The sequence below is a fragment of the Pseudomonas sp. 21LCFQ02 genome, from assembly GCF_024129895.2.
Lineage (GTDB): Bacteria > Pseudomonadota > Gammaproteobacteria > Pseudomonadales > Pseudomonadaceae > Aquipseudomonas.
Genome location: NZ_CM178749.1, coordinates 5,815,467 through 5,830,581 on the forward strand (window position 1 = coordinate 5,815,467; position 15,115 = coordinate 5,830,581).

The 15,115-nt window shown below is 62.5% G+C and carries 13 protein-coding genes; 8 read left to right on the forward strand and 5 right to left on the reverse strand.

From position 1 onward, the window contains the following. Positions 1–33 precede the first annotated feature (33 nt). The 3 genes from NJC40_RS26225 to NJC40_RS26235 all read left to right on the forward strand — a co-directional run bounded on the left by NJC40_RS26225 (position 34) and on the right by NJC40_RS26235 (position 3,246). The gene (locus NJC40_RS26225; protein WP_045481417.1) at positions 34–708 is read left to right on the forward strand and encodes an RraA family protein; all 675 of its coding nucleotides are present in this window, start codon (positions 34–36) and stop codon (positions 706–708) included. Further along, positions 705–1,913 (forward strand): aminotransferase class I/II-fold pyridoxal phosphate-dependent enzyme, encoded by a 1,209-nt coding sequence (locus NJC40_RS26230; RefSeq protein ID WP_253142753.1) that lies wholly within the window; start codon positions 705–707, stop codon positions 1,911–1,913. Before NJC40_RS26225 ends, NJC40_RS26230 begins: the two co-directional genes overlap by 4 nt. 67 nt (positions 1,914–1,980) lie before the next feature. After that, a complete protein-coding gene (locus NJC40_RS26235; RefSeq protein WP_253142754.1) occupies positions 1,981–3,246 on the forward strand; it encodes a cation:dicarboxylate symporter family transporter in 1,266 nt (421 codons plus the stop codon). A 62-nt stretch (positions 3,247–3,308) separates the two neighbouring features. Here the strand turns inward: NJC40_RS26235 and NJC40_RS26240 are convergent, their stop codons facing one another. From NJC40_RS26240 to NJC40_RS26250, 3 genes are all read right to left on the reverse strand, one after another. Continuing rightward, positions 3,309–5,762: a PEP-utilizing enzyme gene (locus NJC40_RS26240; protein WP_253142766.1), complete on the reverse strand. Its 2,454-nt coding sequence runs from the start codon at positions 5,760–5,762 to the stop codon at positions 3,309–3,311. An 11-nt stretch (positions 5,763–5,773) separates the two neighbouring features. Next, positions 5,774–6,223 carry a cell division protein gene (locus NJC40_RS26245; protein WP_253142755.1) on the reverse strand — a complete coding sequence of 150 codons (450 nt, stop codon included), beginning with the start codon at positions 6,221–6,223 and terminating at the stop codon, positions 5,774–5,776. A 119-nt stretch (positions 6,224–6,342) separates the two neighbouring features. Continuing rightward, entirely contained in the window at positions 6,343–7,290 is a 948-nt protein-coding gene (locus tag NJC40_RS26250) for an aldo/keto reductase (RefSeq protein ID WP_253142756.1), read from the reverse strand. Positions 7,291–7,467: 177 nt separating this feature from the next. Between NJC40_RS26250 and NJC40_RS26255 the strand changes: the two genes are divergently transcribed. Continuing rightward, positions 7,468–9,912 carry a TonB-dependent siderophore receptor gene (locus NJC40_RS26255; protein ID WP_492180426.1) on the forward strand — a complete coding sequence of 815 codons (2,445 nt, stop codon included), beginning with the start codon at positions 7,468–7,470 and terminating at the stop codon, positions 9,910–9,912. Between the two features lie 117 nt (positions 9,913–10,029). On the opposite strand, the gene NJC40_RS26260 is transcribed toward NJC40_RS26255, so the two are convergent. Continuing rightward, positions 10,030–11,205, reverse strand: a complete 1,176-nt coding sequence (locus NJC40_RS26260; RefSeq protein WP_253142757.1) for a patatin-like phospholipase family protein — start codon at positions 11,203–11,205, stop codon at positions 10,030–10,032. A gap of 26 nt (positions 11,206–11,231) precedes the next feature. Next, positions 11,232–12,161 carry a lipid A biosynthesis lauroyl acyltransferase gene (locus NJC40_RS26265; RefSeq protein WP_253116839.1) on the reverse strand — a complete coding sequence of 310 codons (930 nt, stop codon included), beginning with the start codon at positions 12,159–12,161 and terminating at the stop codon, positions 11,232–11,234. 121 nt (positions 12,162–12,282) lie between these two features. On the opposite strand from NJC40_RS26265, the gene minC reads away from it, so the two are divergent. From minC to NJC40_RS26285, 4 genes are all read left to right on the forward strand, one after another. After that, the gene (gene minC / locus NJC40_RS26270; protein WP_045493656.1) at positions 12,283–13,026 is read left to right on the forward strand and encodes a septum site-determining protein MinC; all 744 of its coding nucleotides are present in this window, start codon (positions 12,283–12,285) and stop codon (positions 13,024–13,026) included. A 221-nt stretch (positions 13,027–13,247) separates the two neighbouring features. Continuing rightward, positions 13,248–14,057, forward strand: coding sequence for a septum site-determining protein MinD (gene minD, locus NJC40_RS26275; protein WP_045481444.1), 810 nt, complete (start codon positions 13,248–13,250; stop codon positions 14,055–14,057). Between the two features lie 3 nt (positions 14,058–14,060). Continuing rightward, the gene (minE, locus tag NJC40_RS26280; RefSeq protein WP_045481448.1) at positions 14,061–14,321 is read left to right on the forward strand and encodes a cell division topological specificity factor MinE; all 261 of its coding nucleotides are present in this window, start codon (positions 14,061–14,063) and stop codon (positions 14,319–14,321) included. A 100-nt stretch (positions 14,322–14,421) separates the two neighbouring features. Beyond that, on the forward strand, positions 14,422–15,057 hold the full coding sequence (locus NJC40_RS26285) for an RluA family pseudouridine synthase (protein WP_045481451.1): 636 nt from the start codon (positions 14,422–14,424) through the stop codon (positions 15,055–15,057). Positions 15,058–15,115 lie beyond the last annotated feature (58 nt).

Sequence of the window (15,115 nt, forward strand, 5' to 3'; positions counted from 1 at the left end):
CCTTGATCGGCGCTCACCCAACCGGAGGTTCTCATGTCATTACCCGGCACCCGCATCCTGCCTTCGCCACCGCTGGCCTCCAGCGCGGTGGTTCAAGCCCTGCACAATGTGGTCACCCCGCACATCAGCGACAATCTGGGCCGGCACATTGGTGCCCGTGGCCTGACCCGCTACAACCGCTCCGGCAAGCTGGTGGGTACCGCACTGACGGTCAAGACCCGCCCCGGCGACAACCTGTACATCTACAAGGCGCTGACCCTGCTGCAGCCCGGCCATGTGCTGGTGGTGGACGGCCAGGCCGATACCACCAACGCCATGATCGGCGAGCTGATCAAGCTGTATGCGCTGCAGCGCGGCTGCGTGGGCTTCGTGATCGACGGTGCGATCCGCGATGTCGCCAGCTTCGAAGACGTGCCCTGCTATGCCCGTGACGTGGTGCACTGCGGCCCGTACAAGACCGGCCCTGGCGAAATCAACGTACCGGTGTCGATTGGCGGCATGATCATCGAACCGGGCGACCTGATCGTCGGCGACGAAGACGGCCTGGTGGCCTTCCCGCAGGCACTGGCCGACGACGTCCTGCGCGCAGCGGCCCGGCATGCCGAGTTCGAAGAAGCAGTTAAAGCCGAGATCGCCACCGGCAACCCCAGTCAATCGTGGATCGAAGCCCCACTGAAGAAATTCGGCCTGCTGGAGAACGACCTGTGAGCCACGCTTTTCTCTCCCAGCGCCTGCTGGACATCCAGCCCTCGCCGAGCATCGCCGCCAACGCGCTGGTCAGCCAGTTGCGCGCCGAAGGTCGCGATATCGTCAATTTAACCGTAGGCGAACCAGACCTCGACACCCCGGAGCACATCCTCATAGCGGCCGAAGCGGCCCTGCGCGGCGGAGACACTCACTACACCGCCACCACCGGCACCCTGGCGCTGCGCCAGGCCATCGTCACCAAACTGGCACGCGACAACGACCTGCCTTATACGGTTGATGAAGTGGTCGCCGGCTGCGGCGGCAAGCACATCATCTACCACGCCCTGGCCGCGACCCTGAACCCCGGCGATGAAGTGATCGTGCACACGCCGTATTGGGTCTCATACCCGGACATTGCCCGCCTTAACGGCGCCAACCCGGTGATCATCCCCGGCAGCGAGGCCCAGGGCTTCAAGCTCAGCCCGCAGGAGCTGGCACAAGCCATCACTCCACGCACCAAGTGGGTGATCCTCAACAGCCCCAACAACCCCAGCGGTGCGGTGTACAGCGAGGCCGAGCTGTCGGGGCTGGCCAACGTCTTGCGTCGCCACCCACAGGTGCTGGTGATGTCCGACGAAATCTACGAGCACTTCGTGTTCGGCGAGGCGCGGCATGTATCACTGCTCAATGTCGCCCCAGACCTGAAGCAGCGCACCCTGATCATCAACGGTGCGTCCAAGGGCTACGCCATGACTGGCTGGCGCCTGGGGTTCGGTGCCGGCCCCGCGTTTCTGATCGCGGCGGTTGCCAAGCTGCTGTCGCAGACCACCACCTGCCCCAGCTCGATCAGCCAGGCCGCAGCCGTCGCAGCATTTGCCGGTGACCAGCAGCCCATCGCGGCGATGCGCGAGGTCTACCAGCAGCGTCGGGCACGGATGCTGGATCTGCTGGCAGAGATTCCCGGCCTGAGCTGCACGCCGCCGGCGGGTGCGTTCTATGCCTTCGTCAATGTCTCGGGCCTGCTCGGCAAACGTACGCCGGAAGGTGCCGTGCTGCACAGCGACACCGACGTGGTGACCTGGTTGCTCAACGAGGCCGGTGTGGCCACGGTAGGCGGCGCGGCTTACGGCATGTCGCCGTATATTCGCCTGTCGTTTGCCAGTGCCATTGAGGTCATCGAACAAGGATGCCGCCGCTTCAAGGACGCCGCAGAGCGCCTGAGCTGATTAATGGATACTGCGGCCAGGGATGGCCAGACGCTGCCTATAACAACAACGCATTTAGGGTGTCTCTATGCAACCTCGTATCCCCCTGGTCTGGCAAATCCTCATCGGTCTGGTGGCCGGCATCGCCCTTGGCGCGCTGCTGCATGAATTCCCGGACTCGAAACAATGGCTGGTGGCCAACGTCCTGCAACCGGCCGGCGACATCTTCATCAAGCTGATGAAAATGATCGTGGTGCCCATCGTCTTCTCGTGCATGGTGGTCGGCATCGCCGGTCATGGTGACGGCAAGGCACTGGGGCGCATCGGCGTGCGGGCGCTGCTGTATTTCTTCGCAGTGACCACTACGGCGATCATCATCGGCCTGCTGATCGGCAACCTGCTGCAACCTGGTGCGGGCACTGAACTGGGCAGTCTCAAAGCCGCTGCCATCACAGTACCGGGCGCCGATACCCATCGCGGCCTGGGCCAGATCATCGTCGGCATCATCCCGGACAACATCATCAACGCCATGGCCCAGGGCAGCCTGCTGTCGGTGCTGTTTTTCGCGGTGATGTTCGGTCTGGCAGTCGGGCAACTCGATGAAGCCCGCAAGGCACCGCTGATCGACACCCTGCGCGCAGTCTCGGATGCGATGTTTCGGGTGACCTCAATGATCATGGCCTACTCACCAATCGGGGTGTTTGGCATGATCGCCGTCACGGTATCGAACTTCGGCTTCAGCTCCTTGCTGCCGCTGGGCAAGCTGATTCTGGTCAGTTACGTGGCGATCCTGTTCTTTACACTGGTAGTGCTGGGCAGTATTGCGCGTTACAACGGCATCAGCCTGTTCGGACTGATGCGCCACATCAAGGATGAACTGTTGCTGGCCTTCTCCAGCGCCAGCTCCGCCGCGGTGATGCCACAACTGATGAAGAAGCTGGAGAGCTACGGCGCGCCACGTTCGCTGGTGAGCTTCGTGGTGCCGGTGGGCTATTCGTTCAACCTGGACGGTGCTTCGCTGTTTCTCGGTATCGGCACCCTGTTTGTCGCGCAGCTATACGGTATCGAGCTGTCGCTCACCCAGCAGGCACTGCTGGTGGTGACCATGGTGCTGACCTCCAAGGGCGCAGCAGGCGTGCCGGGGTTCATGTTTGTGATCCTGTCCGCCACCCTGGCCAGTGCCGGTCTGCCGCTCGAAGGCGTGGCTTTCATCGCCGGCGTCTACCGCCTGATGGAGATGCCCACCACCGCCCTCAATGTGCTGGGCAATGCTCTTGCGCCGCTGGTGATAGCACGATGGGAACAGCGCGATGGTGTACAACTACAGCAAGCAGAAGATCTGAACGCACGCTAAGACAGGGTTGTCGGCAGAACTGCCTCGGTAAACGTGAAGGCAGTTCTGCTGGCGACAATCTTTCAAGACAGCGGCTGTTCTGGACCCGGCGGATTTTGCTCCGCCCGCCGCAAGACCCCATCGCAGTAAATCACTTCCTGACCCAGCCAGGCCGGGTCAACCTGCGGCAGCACGGCCGATGGCTTGCGCAGTTCACGCAACAGCGTCGAGCCGTGCGACAACCGTCCGCCCATTCGCGCAATCACCGCTTTGGCGGCCTGGTAATGCGCATGACGGCCAGGATCGAGGGTGTCTTCCAGCAAAATGTCCTGGCCCAGAATGCCGCGCACCTGCCCCGGATAAATCATGAACCCGGCCGCCTGCTCGCGACCTTCACGGCCGTCCTGCCAGAAGCTGCCATCGCGGTTGCGCACGTCAGGATGCGGCGCGAACCAATGCCCGCGCTCGGCCTCGGGCATGGCGTGATGCAGACGAAAGAAAATGCGCATCAGGTTGTCGCGATACCACTCGCGCACTTGCAGGTAGTAGCCACGCAGTCCTGGCAAGCCGGCTTTGTGCGCCAGGCCGATTGCCAGCGGCCATTGCGGGAAAGCCTGTAGCGGCAAGGCGGTCAGTGCCGGTCGTGGCGTGCCAGGGTCAGTTTCCCAGGGCAGCCGGTGCGGGCAGTTTTGCAGGTTGTCGTATGCCGTCGGTGGCCGGCCCAGCGCCGCCCCACCACTGCTGGCCAACGCAGTGGCAATGCACAGGTTGCCCTGCACCACGAACACGTAGAAGCGGCTGAACCAGTCGGCCAGTTGCTGGCCGTTGGCGCCCTGCTCGACCTGTTGCGCAAGTTCGGCGTCGAAGCGCTGAAACTGTTGCTCAAGGGTCAACAGGTGCCTACGCGCAATACGCTGCATGCGCAGCAACACCGGCAATGAGCGCAACAGCCGCCAGGGTCGCATCGGCAGGTGCGGCGTGGCGCCGCCGACTTCACCGGCATAGTGGCTGGAGGGAATGCCCCAATCGGCCAGACGCGCCAGGAACAGGTCATTGTTGATATACGACGCGCCGCCAAACACGGCGGTGAAGGGTTCGTTATCCTGCAACACCCGCGCATCCCAACCCGCCATGATCGCCGGAATACTCGCGGCAGCACGGCGCTGGCCATACTCGACAAACCGGCTCGGCTGCGGCGGCAGGATCTCGGCGATGTTCGCCGCCGTCAAATGCCGACGCCAGCCGTAATCGCTGATCGGCCGGTACTGCAACAGCCATAACTGCTGGCCGTCCCAGGCCCATTCCACATCGCCGGGCACATAGTGAAAAACCCGCAGTACACCCTGTAAAAAGTCCCAGAGCATCGTTTGCGTCAGCCCGCGACAAGGCTTGAATGATCCGCTGCTCCACGCCTGGCCCAACCGGGAAATCGTCGCCCGCTGTGGGCTGACCTGGCCGTCGGCCAGCGACTCCAGGTGCCCCTCGACCCACTCCAGCTCGACCGCCAGATGGCGCACGAAACCAATACCGGAAATCACTGGTTTGATGAAGCGCTGCACCACCACTTGCTCGACTCCCGCGCCAAGCAGCTCATCAACCCGTGCGCTCACCTCTTGGGGCGTAACACGAAGGAAGGTGGTGCTCAACCCGGCATTGGCAGCATCGGCCTGATCCTCGCTAAAACTGGATGAACGCACCGCCCAAAGGGTATCGGCTGCCGCGCCCAGTAACTCTGGCAGGCGCGAGTCGCTGCTGCTCTGCACTACCAGCGCCGCCGGCACCGGTTGCCCGGCCATTTGCGCCAACTGCAGGCGGCCGCCCTTGGTGTGGGCGACAAAGCCCTGCTCGCCCGACTCCAGCCAGCCAACGAAACCGGCCGGATCATCGATCCATGGGTAATGCCCCCAGCCCGCTTTGAGGCTGATGCGCAAATCGGCCCGCGCCAGAATCGCCGACCAGGCCGCCGCCTGTTCGATGCCGAGCACGCCATCCTGATCGCCCCATACCAGCTCGACCGGGTCCTGGACCCATTCCAGCAATGGCAGCGCGGTGCTGGCGCGCAGCAGATCCCAATACGGCACAAACGCCCGGCAACGCGCATACCCCTCGCCCATGCGCTGGTACTGCGCCGGGGTCCAGCTGCGACGGGAAAACTTGCTGGCGAACAAAGTCGGTCGATTGGCCAGCAGCCAATGGATGGTCTTGCGAATCGGCAGCGGCGACATCAGCGCCGGAAGCCGCCGCTGCCAAAGAAAGGCGCCCACCGGCGCCAGCAATACACTGCGAGAAAAGTGCCCCGGCTGACGCTGCAAGGCATGCAACACCAGCAAGGCATTGACACCCAGGGCCATGATCGCATTGCCGGGCCGGGTGGCAGCGATCAGCGCACTGACATAACCATCAAGGTCACTGCAGGGTGGCTCGGGGTTGTCCCCAAAGCCCGGCAACTCCAGCGCCTGAACCCGGTAGTGGTGAAAGTGTGGCAGCGCATCATCCCACCAGCGGGCGGTGCTGCCGTTGCCGGCCAACAGGTACATCAAGGGCTTGCTCACGCTGCACTCCGGTCATGACGGTACAGCCACAGCAACGGCGGCACCAGCGCGAGCAGCGCCAGGCTGTCGATCAGCAGATGCGACCAGACGCCGGCCTGCAAGGAAATCACAATATCCTGCGGCGCCCACAGCAGCAGCCCGGCCATCAGCCAGCCCCAGACCATCGGCTGGCGCACGCGGCTGCCGATATGAATCAACGCCAGCATGTAAAGCGAATAACTCTGCAAGGTCGCACCAAACAGCGCCAGCCACCAGGTCTGCTGCTCACGCGCCGCGAGCGGTGCAACGGCTCCCCAGAACGCCTGTTCCAGCGACGCCAGATACTGATCGAACAGCCCGCTGGGCGCCGCCCAACTGAGCAGCAACCCGCCCAGCAGGTGCCCACCGGCAACCAGATAAAGCCAGCGGATCAGGTGTTTGCGCTGCAGCGAGGATGAAGGCGGCATTCCAGGTCCCGGGAAAATCCTTGAAAGCTGGCGAGTGTAGCGAGTTGTGCACAAGCGGGTAAGCATCCCGCTATACCCTTTGACTTGACGCTCGGGTCGACCTATTCAGTAGCGATCAATCAAAGCCTGCTCAAGCGCAGCACCTCTTCATCACTCAATTGCAAGGTCGCCGCACGGGCCAGGCTTTCGACCTGGGCCACGCTGGTTGCGCTGACAATCGGCGCCGTGACGCCGGGCTGGCGTAGCAGCCAGGCCAGTGCCACCTCCGAGGGGCTGGCACTGTGGGTCATCGCCACGTCGTCCAGCGCATCGAGAATCGCCAGGCCACGGCGATTGAGGTATTTGCCGATGCCGCCGCCGCGCTGGCTCTTGTGCAGGTCAGCCTCGGAGCGGTATTTGCCGGACAGAAAGCCCGACGCCAGGCTGTAGTAGGTCACCACACCGATATCGGCATGGATGCACAGTTGCTGCAGGTCGCCGGCAAAGCCTTCACGGTCGTACAGGTTGAACTCCGGTTGCAGCACCTGATAGGACGGCAGGCCCGGTTGCTGGGCGACAGTCAGGGCCTCGACCAGTTGCTCATAATTGAGATTGGACGCGCCGATGCTGCGGATTTTGCCTTCTCCGAGCAGCTTGCCGTAAGCCGCCAGGGTTTCCTGATAAGCGACCTCAGGATCGGGCCAGTGAGAGAAGTACAGGTCGATGTAATCGGTCTGCAGCCGCGCCAGCGACGCTTCCACGGCCTGATCGATCCAGCGCTGCGACAAGCCTTTGCACTCTTCGCTGCCCATCTGCGAACCGACCTTGGTAAACAACCGGATCTTGTCGCGCAGCCCCGGCCGGGCCTGCAGCCAGTTGCCGATGATGGTTTCCGACTCTCCGCCCTGATTGCCTTCAGCCCAGGCCGAGTAGACGTCAGCGGTGTCGATGGCATCGAAACCGTGGTCGATAAAGGCGTCCAGCACCGCAAAGCTGGTTTTCTCATCGATGGTCCAGCCCAATACATTGCCGCCGAATACCAGCGGCGAAATGTCGAAACCGGTCGCGCCCAGAGTGCGTCGTTGCATGATGGTCTCCCCCCTCGATTGCATTAAATAGCTGAGTATCGGAACCCCGCAGAGCCCCGTCGGTTCGATGACATCGGGATTAAATCGCTCTGCGGGCAGATTTTTTTGGCAGGCCTGTCCCCTTTTCCTGTCTCGCGTGTCATGAGTCTTATCAGTACTCAAAAAGAGAGCACCTCAATGCCCGCACTGCCACGCCGCCGTTCGCTTCTGGCGTCCTCGATTTCCCGCTCAACGTTGTGCCTGAACCTGGGCATGGGCCTGGCTTTGGGCGTACCCGCGCTGCTGCCGCAAATGGCCGTTGCGCAGACCCAGCAGCAAAGCTATGACATCCCGGCCGGCGATCTCGGCTCGGCGCTGACCCGTTTCGCCGGGCTGGCCGGGGTCAGCCTTTCGGTAGAGCCAGGACTGGTCCAGGGTCGGCAAAGCACCGGCCTGTCGGGCAGCTACAGTGTCGAAGACGGCTTTGCCCGGCTGCTGCAAGGCAGCGGCCTGCAACTGCAAAGCGTGGGCAACAGCAGCTACACCCTGGTTCCGGCCCCTCAGGCGTCCGGCGCAGGCACGCTGGAACTGGGCAGCACCGCGATCGTCAGCACCAGTATTCTGTCGTTCAACGGTGACGGTGAGCGCTACGCCGGTAATCAGGTGGCGCGGCGCGGTTCGCTGGGCCTGCTCGGCTCGCGGGACTTCATGGACACGCCGCTGAGCAGTACCACCTATACCAGCGAAACCGCCAAGAACCTGCAGGCCCGGACCCTCAGTGATCTGGTGGCCAGTGACCCGTCGGTGCGCGCCACCAACCCGGCCGGCGGGCGCTTCGAGCAGTTCACCATTCGTGGCTTCAGCCTGTTCAACACCGATGTGTCGTACAACGGCCTGTACGGCGTGTTGCCGACCTACTCTATCGACATGGAAATGGCCGACCGGGTTGACGTGTTCAAAGGCACCAACCAATTGCTCAACGGTATTTCGCCACGCGGCAGCATCGGCGGCGGCGTCAACGTGGTCGCCAAGCGCGCCACCGATAAACCCATTACCGAGTTCACCGGCAGCGTCGCCTCCGACAGCCAGGTTGGCGGTGCCGTGGATCTGGGCCGGCGTTTTGGTGACAACAATGAATACGGCATCCGCTTCAACAGCGTGAAGCAGTCCGGTGATACTGAGTGGGATCACCAGCACGTTGACCGCGAACTGTCGGTGCTGGGCCTGGATTTCCGTGGCGAGCGGCTGCGCGTCTCGGCGGATATCGGCCGCACCGAACGCGATACCGATGCGCCACAGGAGCGTATCCAGGTCGGCGCCAACGCCCGGGTCCCCAGTGCCGGTGCCATCGACAAGAACTACGCCCAGGCCTGGAGCTGGGCCAGTACCAACGACACCTTCGGCGATCTGAACGCCGAATACGACATCAGCGACTCGTTCATGGTCTACGGCGCGGTCGGCGCCCGCGAGAGCAACCACGAGTTCATGCGTCATGCAGTGTCGGTCAGCAACAACGCCGGCGACTTCACTGTCTCGCCACGCTTCTTCACCCGTGACGAGAGCGTACGCACCGCCACCGTGGGGGCGCGCAAATGGCTGCAGACCGGCCCGGTCAGCCACGAGCTGAACATCTCGGCCACGCACTTTTACATGGACTTCACCAACGGCGGCGCGCGTTATGCCACCGCAGCGGGCAATATCTACAACCCGGTGCAACGCGCTCTGCCGAACACCCCGACCCGCCTGGACTCAAAGGACTACACCGAGAACCGCTTCGACAGTATCGGCCTGGCCGACACCCTGGGGTTCTTTGATGACCGTCTGCTGGTCACCCTGGGCGGACGCTTCCAGCGGGTGCAGGTCGAAGACTGGAGCGATGGTGTGCGTGGCGAGACGGCCTACGACGAGAAGAAGTTCTCGCCCTCCGGCGGCGTGGTGTACAAGGTCACCGATCAGTGGTCGCTGTACGCCAACTACATGGAAGGCCTGAGTCTGGGCAAAATCGCCCCGTCGACCTCGATCAACGAAAACCAGATCTTCGCGCCGTTCATCAGCCGTCAGGTCGAGATCGGCAGCAAATACGACCTGGGGTCGATGGCCTTCACCGCCAGCGTGTTCCGGGTCAAGCAGCCGGCCTACGAGACCAACGCCACCACACGGGTATTCGGCCCCAGCGGCAAGCGTGAAAACACCGGCCTGGAGTTGAACGTGTTCGGTGAACCGCTGCAAGGCGTGCGCCTGCTGGGCGGGGTGATGTACATCCACAGCGAACTGACCGACACGGTCAATGGTGTCTATGACGGCAACCGCGCACCGGCCACGCCCAAGTACAACGTCAATCTCGGCGCCGAATGGGATGTGCCAGGCGTACAGGGCGTGACCCTGACCGCCCGCGGCATCCACTCCAGCTCGCAATATCTGGACCAGGCCAACAGCAAGTCCATCGATAGCTGGCAACGGGTGGACCTCGGCGCGCGCTACGCCTTCAAGGTCAACAGCACCGACGTCACCCTGCGCGCCAATGTCGAGAACGTTCTGGACAAAGCCTACTGGGCCTCGGCCGGTGCCTCCGACGACAGCGAACCAGGCCTGACCCTGTCGACCCCGCGTACCTACCTGCTGTCGGCGACTGTCGGGTTCTGATATCGGCGCTATGAGTAGGAGCGGCTTCAGCCGCGAAGGCTCCGCCGCTAGCCTTCGCCGCTGAAGCGGCTCCTACGGGGTCATGTGTTTGCTGCGCGATAGGCCCCACAGGTTCAATCAGGCAATACGCAGAAACCGCTTTAGCTCTTCACCCTGCACCTTGGCGTCGTGCCGGCCCAGTTCGATCAGTTCGCTGCAATAGCCTGCTTCGAACAACAGGTAGCTCAAAACACTGGCGCCGCTGGTCTTGGTCGCGCCCGGGCCGCGCAGGAAGGTGCGCAAGGCTGGCGGCAGCTCGTGGCGATGGCGTGCGGCGATTTCGTCCAGCGGGCGACTCGGCGAGATCACCAGCACCTCGACTGGCGCCATGCCCGGCTGGCGGCGCGCCTGTTCGTCGGGCAGCAGTGCACTGAGCGTATTGAGCCGCTCCAGCAACTCGATGTCGCCTTCCAGACTGTCAATAAACGTACTGTTGAGCAGGTGACCGCTGATCTGCGCCATGCTCGGCTGATTACCCGTGGTAACCCGGTGCACCTGAGGCTGGGCTTGCACCCCGCGCGGGTTGCCGCTGACCCCGATGACCAACACCCGGTTGGCCCCCAAATGCAGCGCCGGGCTGATCGGCGCCGACTGACGCACCGCGCCGTCACCGAAATATTCCTGCTCGACCTTGACCGGCGCAAACAACAACGGGATCGCCGAGCTGGCCAGCAGGTGATCCACGGTCAAGCGCGAAGGCAGGCCCACACGTCGATGACGCAACCAGGGTTCGATACTGCCTTTGCCCTGGTAAAAGGTCACCGCCTGACCAGACTCATAACCAAACGCCGTCACCGCCACCGCGCGCAAGTGTTGCGCCTCGATGGCCTGCTCGATGCCTGACAGGTCCATGCGTTCGGTGAGCAGATCACGTAGTGGCGAGCTGTTGAGCAGCGCCACGGGGGCTTGGGAACCAAGGCCCAGCAGGCTCTTGCCGACGAAGCGGCTGGCCTGGTGAATCACCCCCGGCCAGTCGCTGCGTAGCACTTGATGGCTGCGAAAGTTTTGCCAGAACAGGGTCAGTTGATGGACCGCCACGCGAAAGCGCATGGCGTCGCTGGCCAGTTTCACCGCATTGATCGCGCCGGCCGAGGTGCCGACGATCACCGGAAACGGATTCATTGCGCCATACGGCAGCAGGTCGGCGATACCGGCCAGAACCCCGACCTGATAGGCGGCACGCGCACCGCCACCGGAAAGAATCAGGCCTGTCACGGCCTGATCTGAAGATCCAACTACTGCGGGTTCAACCATCAAAACGAACCTCAGTCATCCATTTTTTATTTTTTTGCGTACAGCCTCGGCTCACCTTCTGGCCGACTTTTGAAGCGCCGGTGCGCCCACAGGTATTGCGTAGGGCACTCGGTAATGGCCTTTTCTACCCATTGATTGATACGCAGGCAATCGGCTTCGTCGTTTTCACCGGGAAAGTGCTCCAGCGGCGGATGAATCACCAGCCGATAACCACGGCCATCGGCCAGACGCTGCTGGGTAAACGGCACCACGCGAGCCTTGCCCAGCTTGGCAAATTTGCTGGTTGCGGTCACGGTCGCGGCCTGGATGCCGAACAGCGGCACAAAGACACTCTGTTTGGCGCCATAGTCCTGATCCGGGGCATACCAGATAGCCCGGCCCTTGCGCAGCAGTTTAAGCATGCCACGCACGTCCTCGCGCTCGACCGCCAGCGAGTCGAGGTTGTGCCGCTCACGGCCCCGGCGCTGGATGAAGTCAAACAGCGGGTTCTTGTGCTCGCGGTACATGCCATCGATGGTGTGTTGCTGGCCGAGCAGCGCCGCGCCGACCTCCAGCGTGGTGAAATGCAGGGCCATGAGGATCACGCCCTCGCCAGCCTGCTGCGCCTCACGCAGGTGTTGCAAACCCTCGATGTGCGCCAGTCTGGCCAGTCGCTGTCGTGGCCACCACCAGCTCATGGCCATTTCGAAGAAGGCAATGCCGGTGGAGGCGAAGTTTTCCTTGAGCAGGCGTTTGCGCTCGGCCGCCGACAACTGAGGGAAACACAGCTCCAGGTTGCGTGCGGCAATGTATTTTCGATCAGCGGCAAACCCGTACATCACCAACCCCAGCCAGCGGCCAAGCACCAGCAGCAGCCGGTACGGCAACTGCACGATCAGCCACAGCAGCCCCAGGCCCAGCCACAGGGCCCAGAAACGCGGGTGCAAAAAATACGGTCGAAAATGCGGGCGGTCCATTTAGGCTTCCGTCAGGACAATGGCCGCGCATTCTACATCGGTTCGCCATGGCTTGCGGCTGACGGATGTTCTCGTTATAAGTCTCGGCACTTTTAGCGACAAGCTGTTGTCTATGCCGACCATGAGTCAGACCGAATCGCAAAACCTCGACCCCGTGTTTCAGCTCAAGGGCAGCATGCTGGCCATCACCGTTATGGAACTGGCACGCACTGACCTTGAGGCTCTGGACAGACAACTGGCAGCCAAGGTCGCCCTGGCCCCGAATTTCTTCAGCAATACGCCGCTGATTCTGGCTCTGGACAAGATTGCGCCCCAGCAAGGCACGGTCGACCTGCCGGGTCTGGTGCGTATCTGCCGTCAGCATGGCCTGCGGACCCTGGCGATCCGCGCCAGCCGCATCGAAGACATCGCCGCAGCGATTGCCATCGACTTGCCGGTGCTGCCGCCCTCCGGTGCCCGCGAGCGGCCGCTGGAGCCGATAGAAGCCGCGCCGCCAGCGCCGAAAGCCCCGGAAAAGCCACCCGAGCCGACCGTCCGGCCAACCCGCGTCATTACCTCGCCGGTGCGCGGTGGGCAACAGATCTATGCTCAGGGCGGCGACCTGGTCGTGGTAGCGCCAGTGAGCCCCGGTGCGGAACTTCTGGCCGATGGCAACATCCATGTGTATGGCCCGTTGCGCGGCAGGGCACTGGCCGGCATCAAAGGAGACACCAAGGCCCGGATCTTTTGCCAGCAGATGGGCGCCGAACTGGTCTCGATCGCCGGTCAGTACAAGGTTTCGGAAGACCTGCGCAGGGACCCGTTATGGGGCACCGGCGTGCAGGTCAGCCTGTCCGGGGACGTGTTGAACATCATTCGGCTTTAACGGATACTGCCGCTATTTACCTAAGCATCTCTGACTCGTCGCGAAAACGTAGCAAAGGTTGTAGGAAATTCAGAAACACGTGTGTTTTATCCAGCGCCACCCGACGGGACGCTATAAAAGGCCGATGATTTGATGATTTCCGGCATTGCTCTACTGACGCCGCTTCAAGGGACGCTCTTCAGGGACTTTCAATAGTCCGTATCCTCTAGGGGTGAAACACCTTGGCCAAGATTCTCGTAGTTACATCCGGCAAGGGTGGTGTGGGCAAGACCACCACCAGCGCCGCCATCGGTACCGGCCTCGCACTGCGCGGCCACAAGACCGTGATCGTCGACTTCGACGTCGGTCTGCGTAACCTCGACCTGATCATGGGCTGCGAACGCCGCGTGGTTTACGACTTCGTCAACGTCGTCAACAACGAAGCCAACCTGCAGCAGGCGCTGATCAAGGACAAGAAGATCGAAAACCTGTACGTGCTGGCAGCCAGCCAGACCCGCGACAAGGAAGCCCTGACCAAAGACGGCGTCGAACGCGTGCTCAACGAGTTGCGCCAGTCCTTCGAATACATCGTCTGCGACTCTCCGGCCGGCATCGAAACCGGTGCCCACCTGGCCATGTACTTCGCCGACGAAGCCATTGTGGTCACCAACCCTGAAGTGTCTTCGGTCCGTGACTCCGACCGCATGCTGGGCCTGCTGGCCAGCAAATCGCGCCGCGCCGAAAACGGCGAAGACCCGATCAAGGAACACCTGCTGCTGACCCGCTACAATCCGGAGCGCGTCAGCAAGGGCGAAATGCTCGGCGTGGATGACGTCAAGGAAATTCTGGCAGTGACCCTGCTGGGCGTGATTCCTGAATCCCAGGCCGTGCTCAAAGCGTCCAACCAGGGTGTTCCCGTGATCCTCGATGAACAGAGCGACGCCGGCCAGGCTTACAGTGATGCCGTCGACCGCCTGCTTGGCAAGGACCGGGAACATCGCTTCCTGGATGAGAAAAAGAAAGGATTCTTTGAACGTCTGTTCGGGGGTTAACGCATGAATATTTTTGACTTCTTTCGTGACCGCAAGAAAGCCAGCAGCGCTTCGGTTGCGAAGGAGCGTCTGCAGATCATCGTGGCGCACGAGCGCGGCCAACGCGGTAACAGCACCCCCGACTACCTGCCTGCGTTGCAGAAGGAACTCGTGGAAGTGATCCGCAAATACGTCAACATCGAGTCCGATCAAGTGCAGGTCGCTCTGGAAAACCAGGGTAGCTGCTCGATTCTGGAACTCAACGTCACCCTGCCCGATCGCTGATCCGGCAGTCGCCAGCGGCGCAACCGGCAACCCTCATCCGTCGAGGGTCGCTGCTTGCGCCGCTGGCGTTTTTCATAGCGTACCGAGGCCGTCTACCCGCATGCCGTTGTCGAATATCCGCATCCTCCATCAGGACAGTGCCGTCCTGGTAATCGATAAGCCCACGCTTCTGTTGTCGGTTCCTGGCCGCGCCGAAGACAACAAGGACTGCCTGATTACCCGCCTGCAGGAAAACGGTTACCCCGAGGCCCGCATCGTGCATCGCCTGGACTGGGAAACCTCCGGCATCATCCTGCTGGCCCGTGATGCCGACAGCCACCGCGAACTGTCGCGGCAGTTTCACGACCGCGAGACCGAGAAAGCCTACACCGCGCTGTGCTGGGGCCAGCCGACGCTGGACAGCGGCAGCATTGACCTGCCGCTGCGCTACGACCCGCCGACCAAACCGCGCCATGTGGTGGACCACGAGCATGGCAAGCACGCCCTGACGTTCTGGAAAGTCCTCGAACGGGCCGCTGACCATTGCCGCGTCGAACTGACCCCGATCACCGGACGCTCGCACCAGTTGCGTGTGCACATGCTGTCGATCGGTCACCCACTGCTGGGTGACGGCCTTTATGCCCACCCGCAAGCACTGGCGGCGTATCCGCGCCTGTGCCTGCATGCCAGCATGCTGAGCTTCACCCACCCGGTCAGCGGCGAGCGGTTACGCTTCGAGTGCCCGGCACCGTTCTGAGATTTTGTCACGTACCCGTAGGAGCCGCTTTAGCGGCGAAGGCTACCGCCTTCGCGAG

Excerpts from the sequence above, each read along its gene's own strand:
- NJC40_RS26245 (WP_253142755.1), bottom strand. The coding sequence starts at position 6,223 with ATGCCGCCTTCATCCTCGCTGCAGCGCAAACACCTGATCCGCTGGCTT.
- minC (WP_045493656.1), top strand. The coding sequence starts at position 12,283 with ATGAGTCAGACCGAATCGCAAAACCTCGACCCCGTGTTTCAGCTCAAG.
- NJC40_RS26240 (WP_253142766.1), bottom strand. The coding sequence starts at position 5,762 with ATGTACCTGTTGGCCGGCAACGGCAGCACCGCCCGCTGGTGGGATGAT.
- NJC40_RS26225 (WP_045481417.1), top strand. The coding sequence starts at position 34 with ATGTCATTACCCGGCACCCGCATCCTGCCTTCGCCACCGCTGGCCTCC.
- NJC40_RS26265 (WP_253116839.1), bottom strand. The coding sequence starts at position 12,161 with ATGGACCGCCCGCATTTTCGACCGTATTTTTTGCACCCGCGTTTCTGG.
- NJC40_RS26255 (WP_492180426.1), top strand. The coding sequence starts at position 7,468 with ATGCCCGCACTGCCACGCCGCCGTTCGCTTCTGGCGTCCTCGATTTCC.
- NJC40_RS26250 (WP_253142756.1), bottom strand. The coding sequence starts at position 7,290 with ATGCAACGACGCACTCTGGGCGCGACCGGTTTCGACATTTCGCCGCTG.
- NJC40_RS26235 (WP_253142754.1), top strand. The coding sequence starts at position 1,981 with ATGCAACCTCGTATCCCCCTGGTCTGGCAAATCCTCATCGGTCTGGTG.
- NJC40_RS26285 (WP_045481451.1), top strand. The coding sequence starts at position 14,422 with ATGCCGTTGTCGAATATCCGCATCCTCCATCAGGACAGTGCCGTCCTG.
- NJC40_RS26260 (WP_253142757.1), bottom strand. The coding sequence starts at position 11,205 with ATGGTTGAACCCGCAGTAGTTGGATCTTCAGATCAGGCCGTGACAGGC.
- minE (WP_045481448.1), top strand. The coding sequence starts at position 14,061 with ATGAATATTTTTGACTTCTTTCGTGACCGCAAGAAAGCCAGCAGCGCT.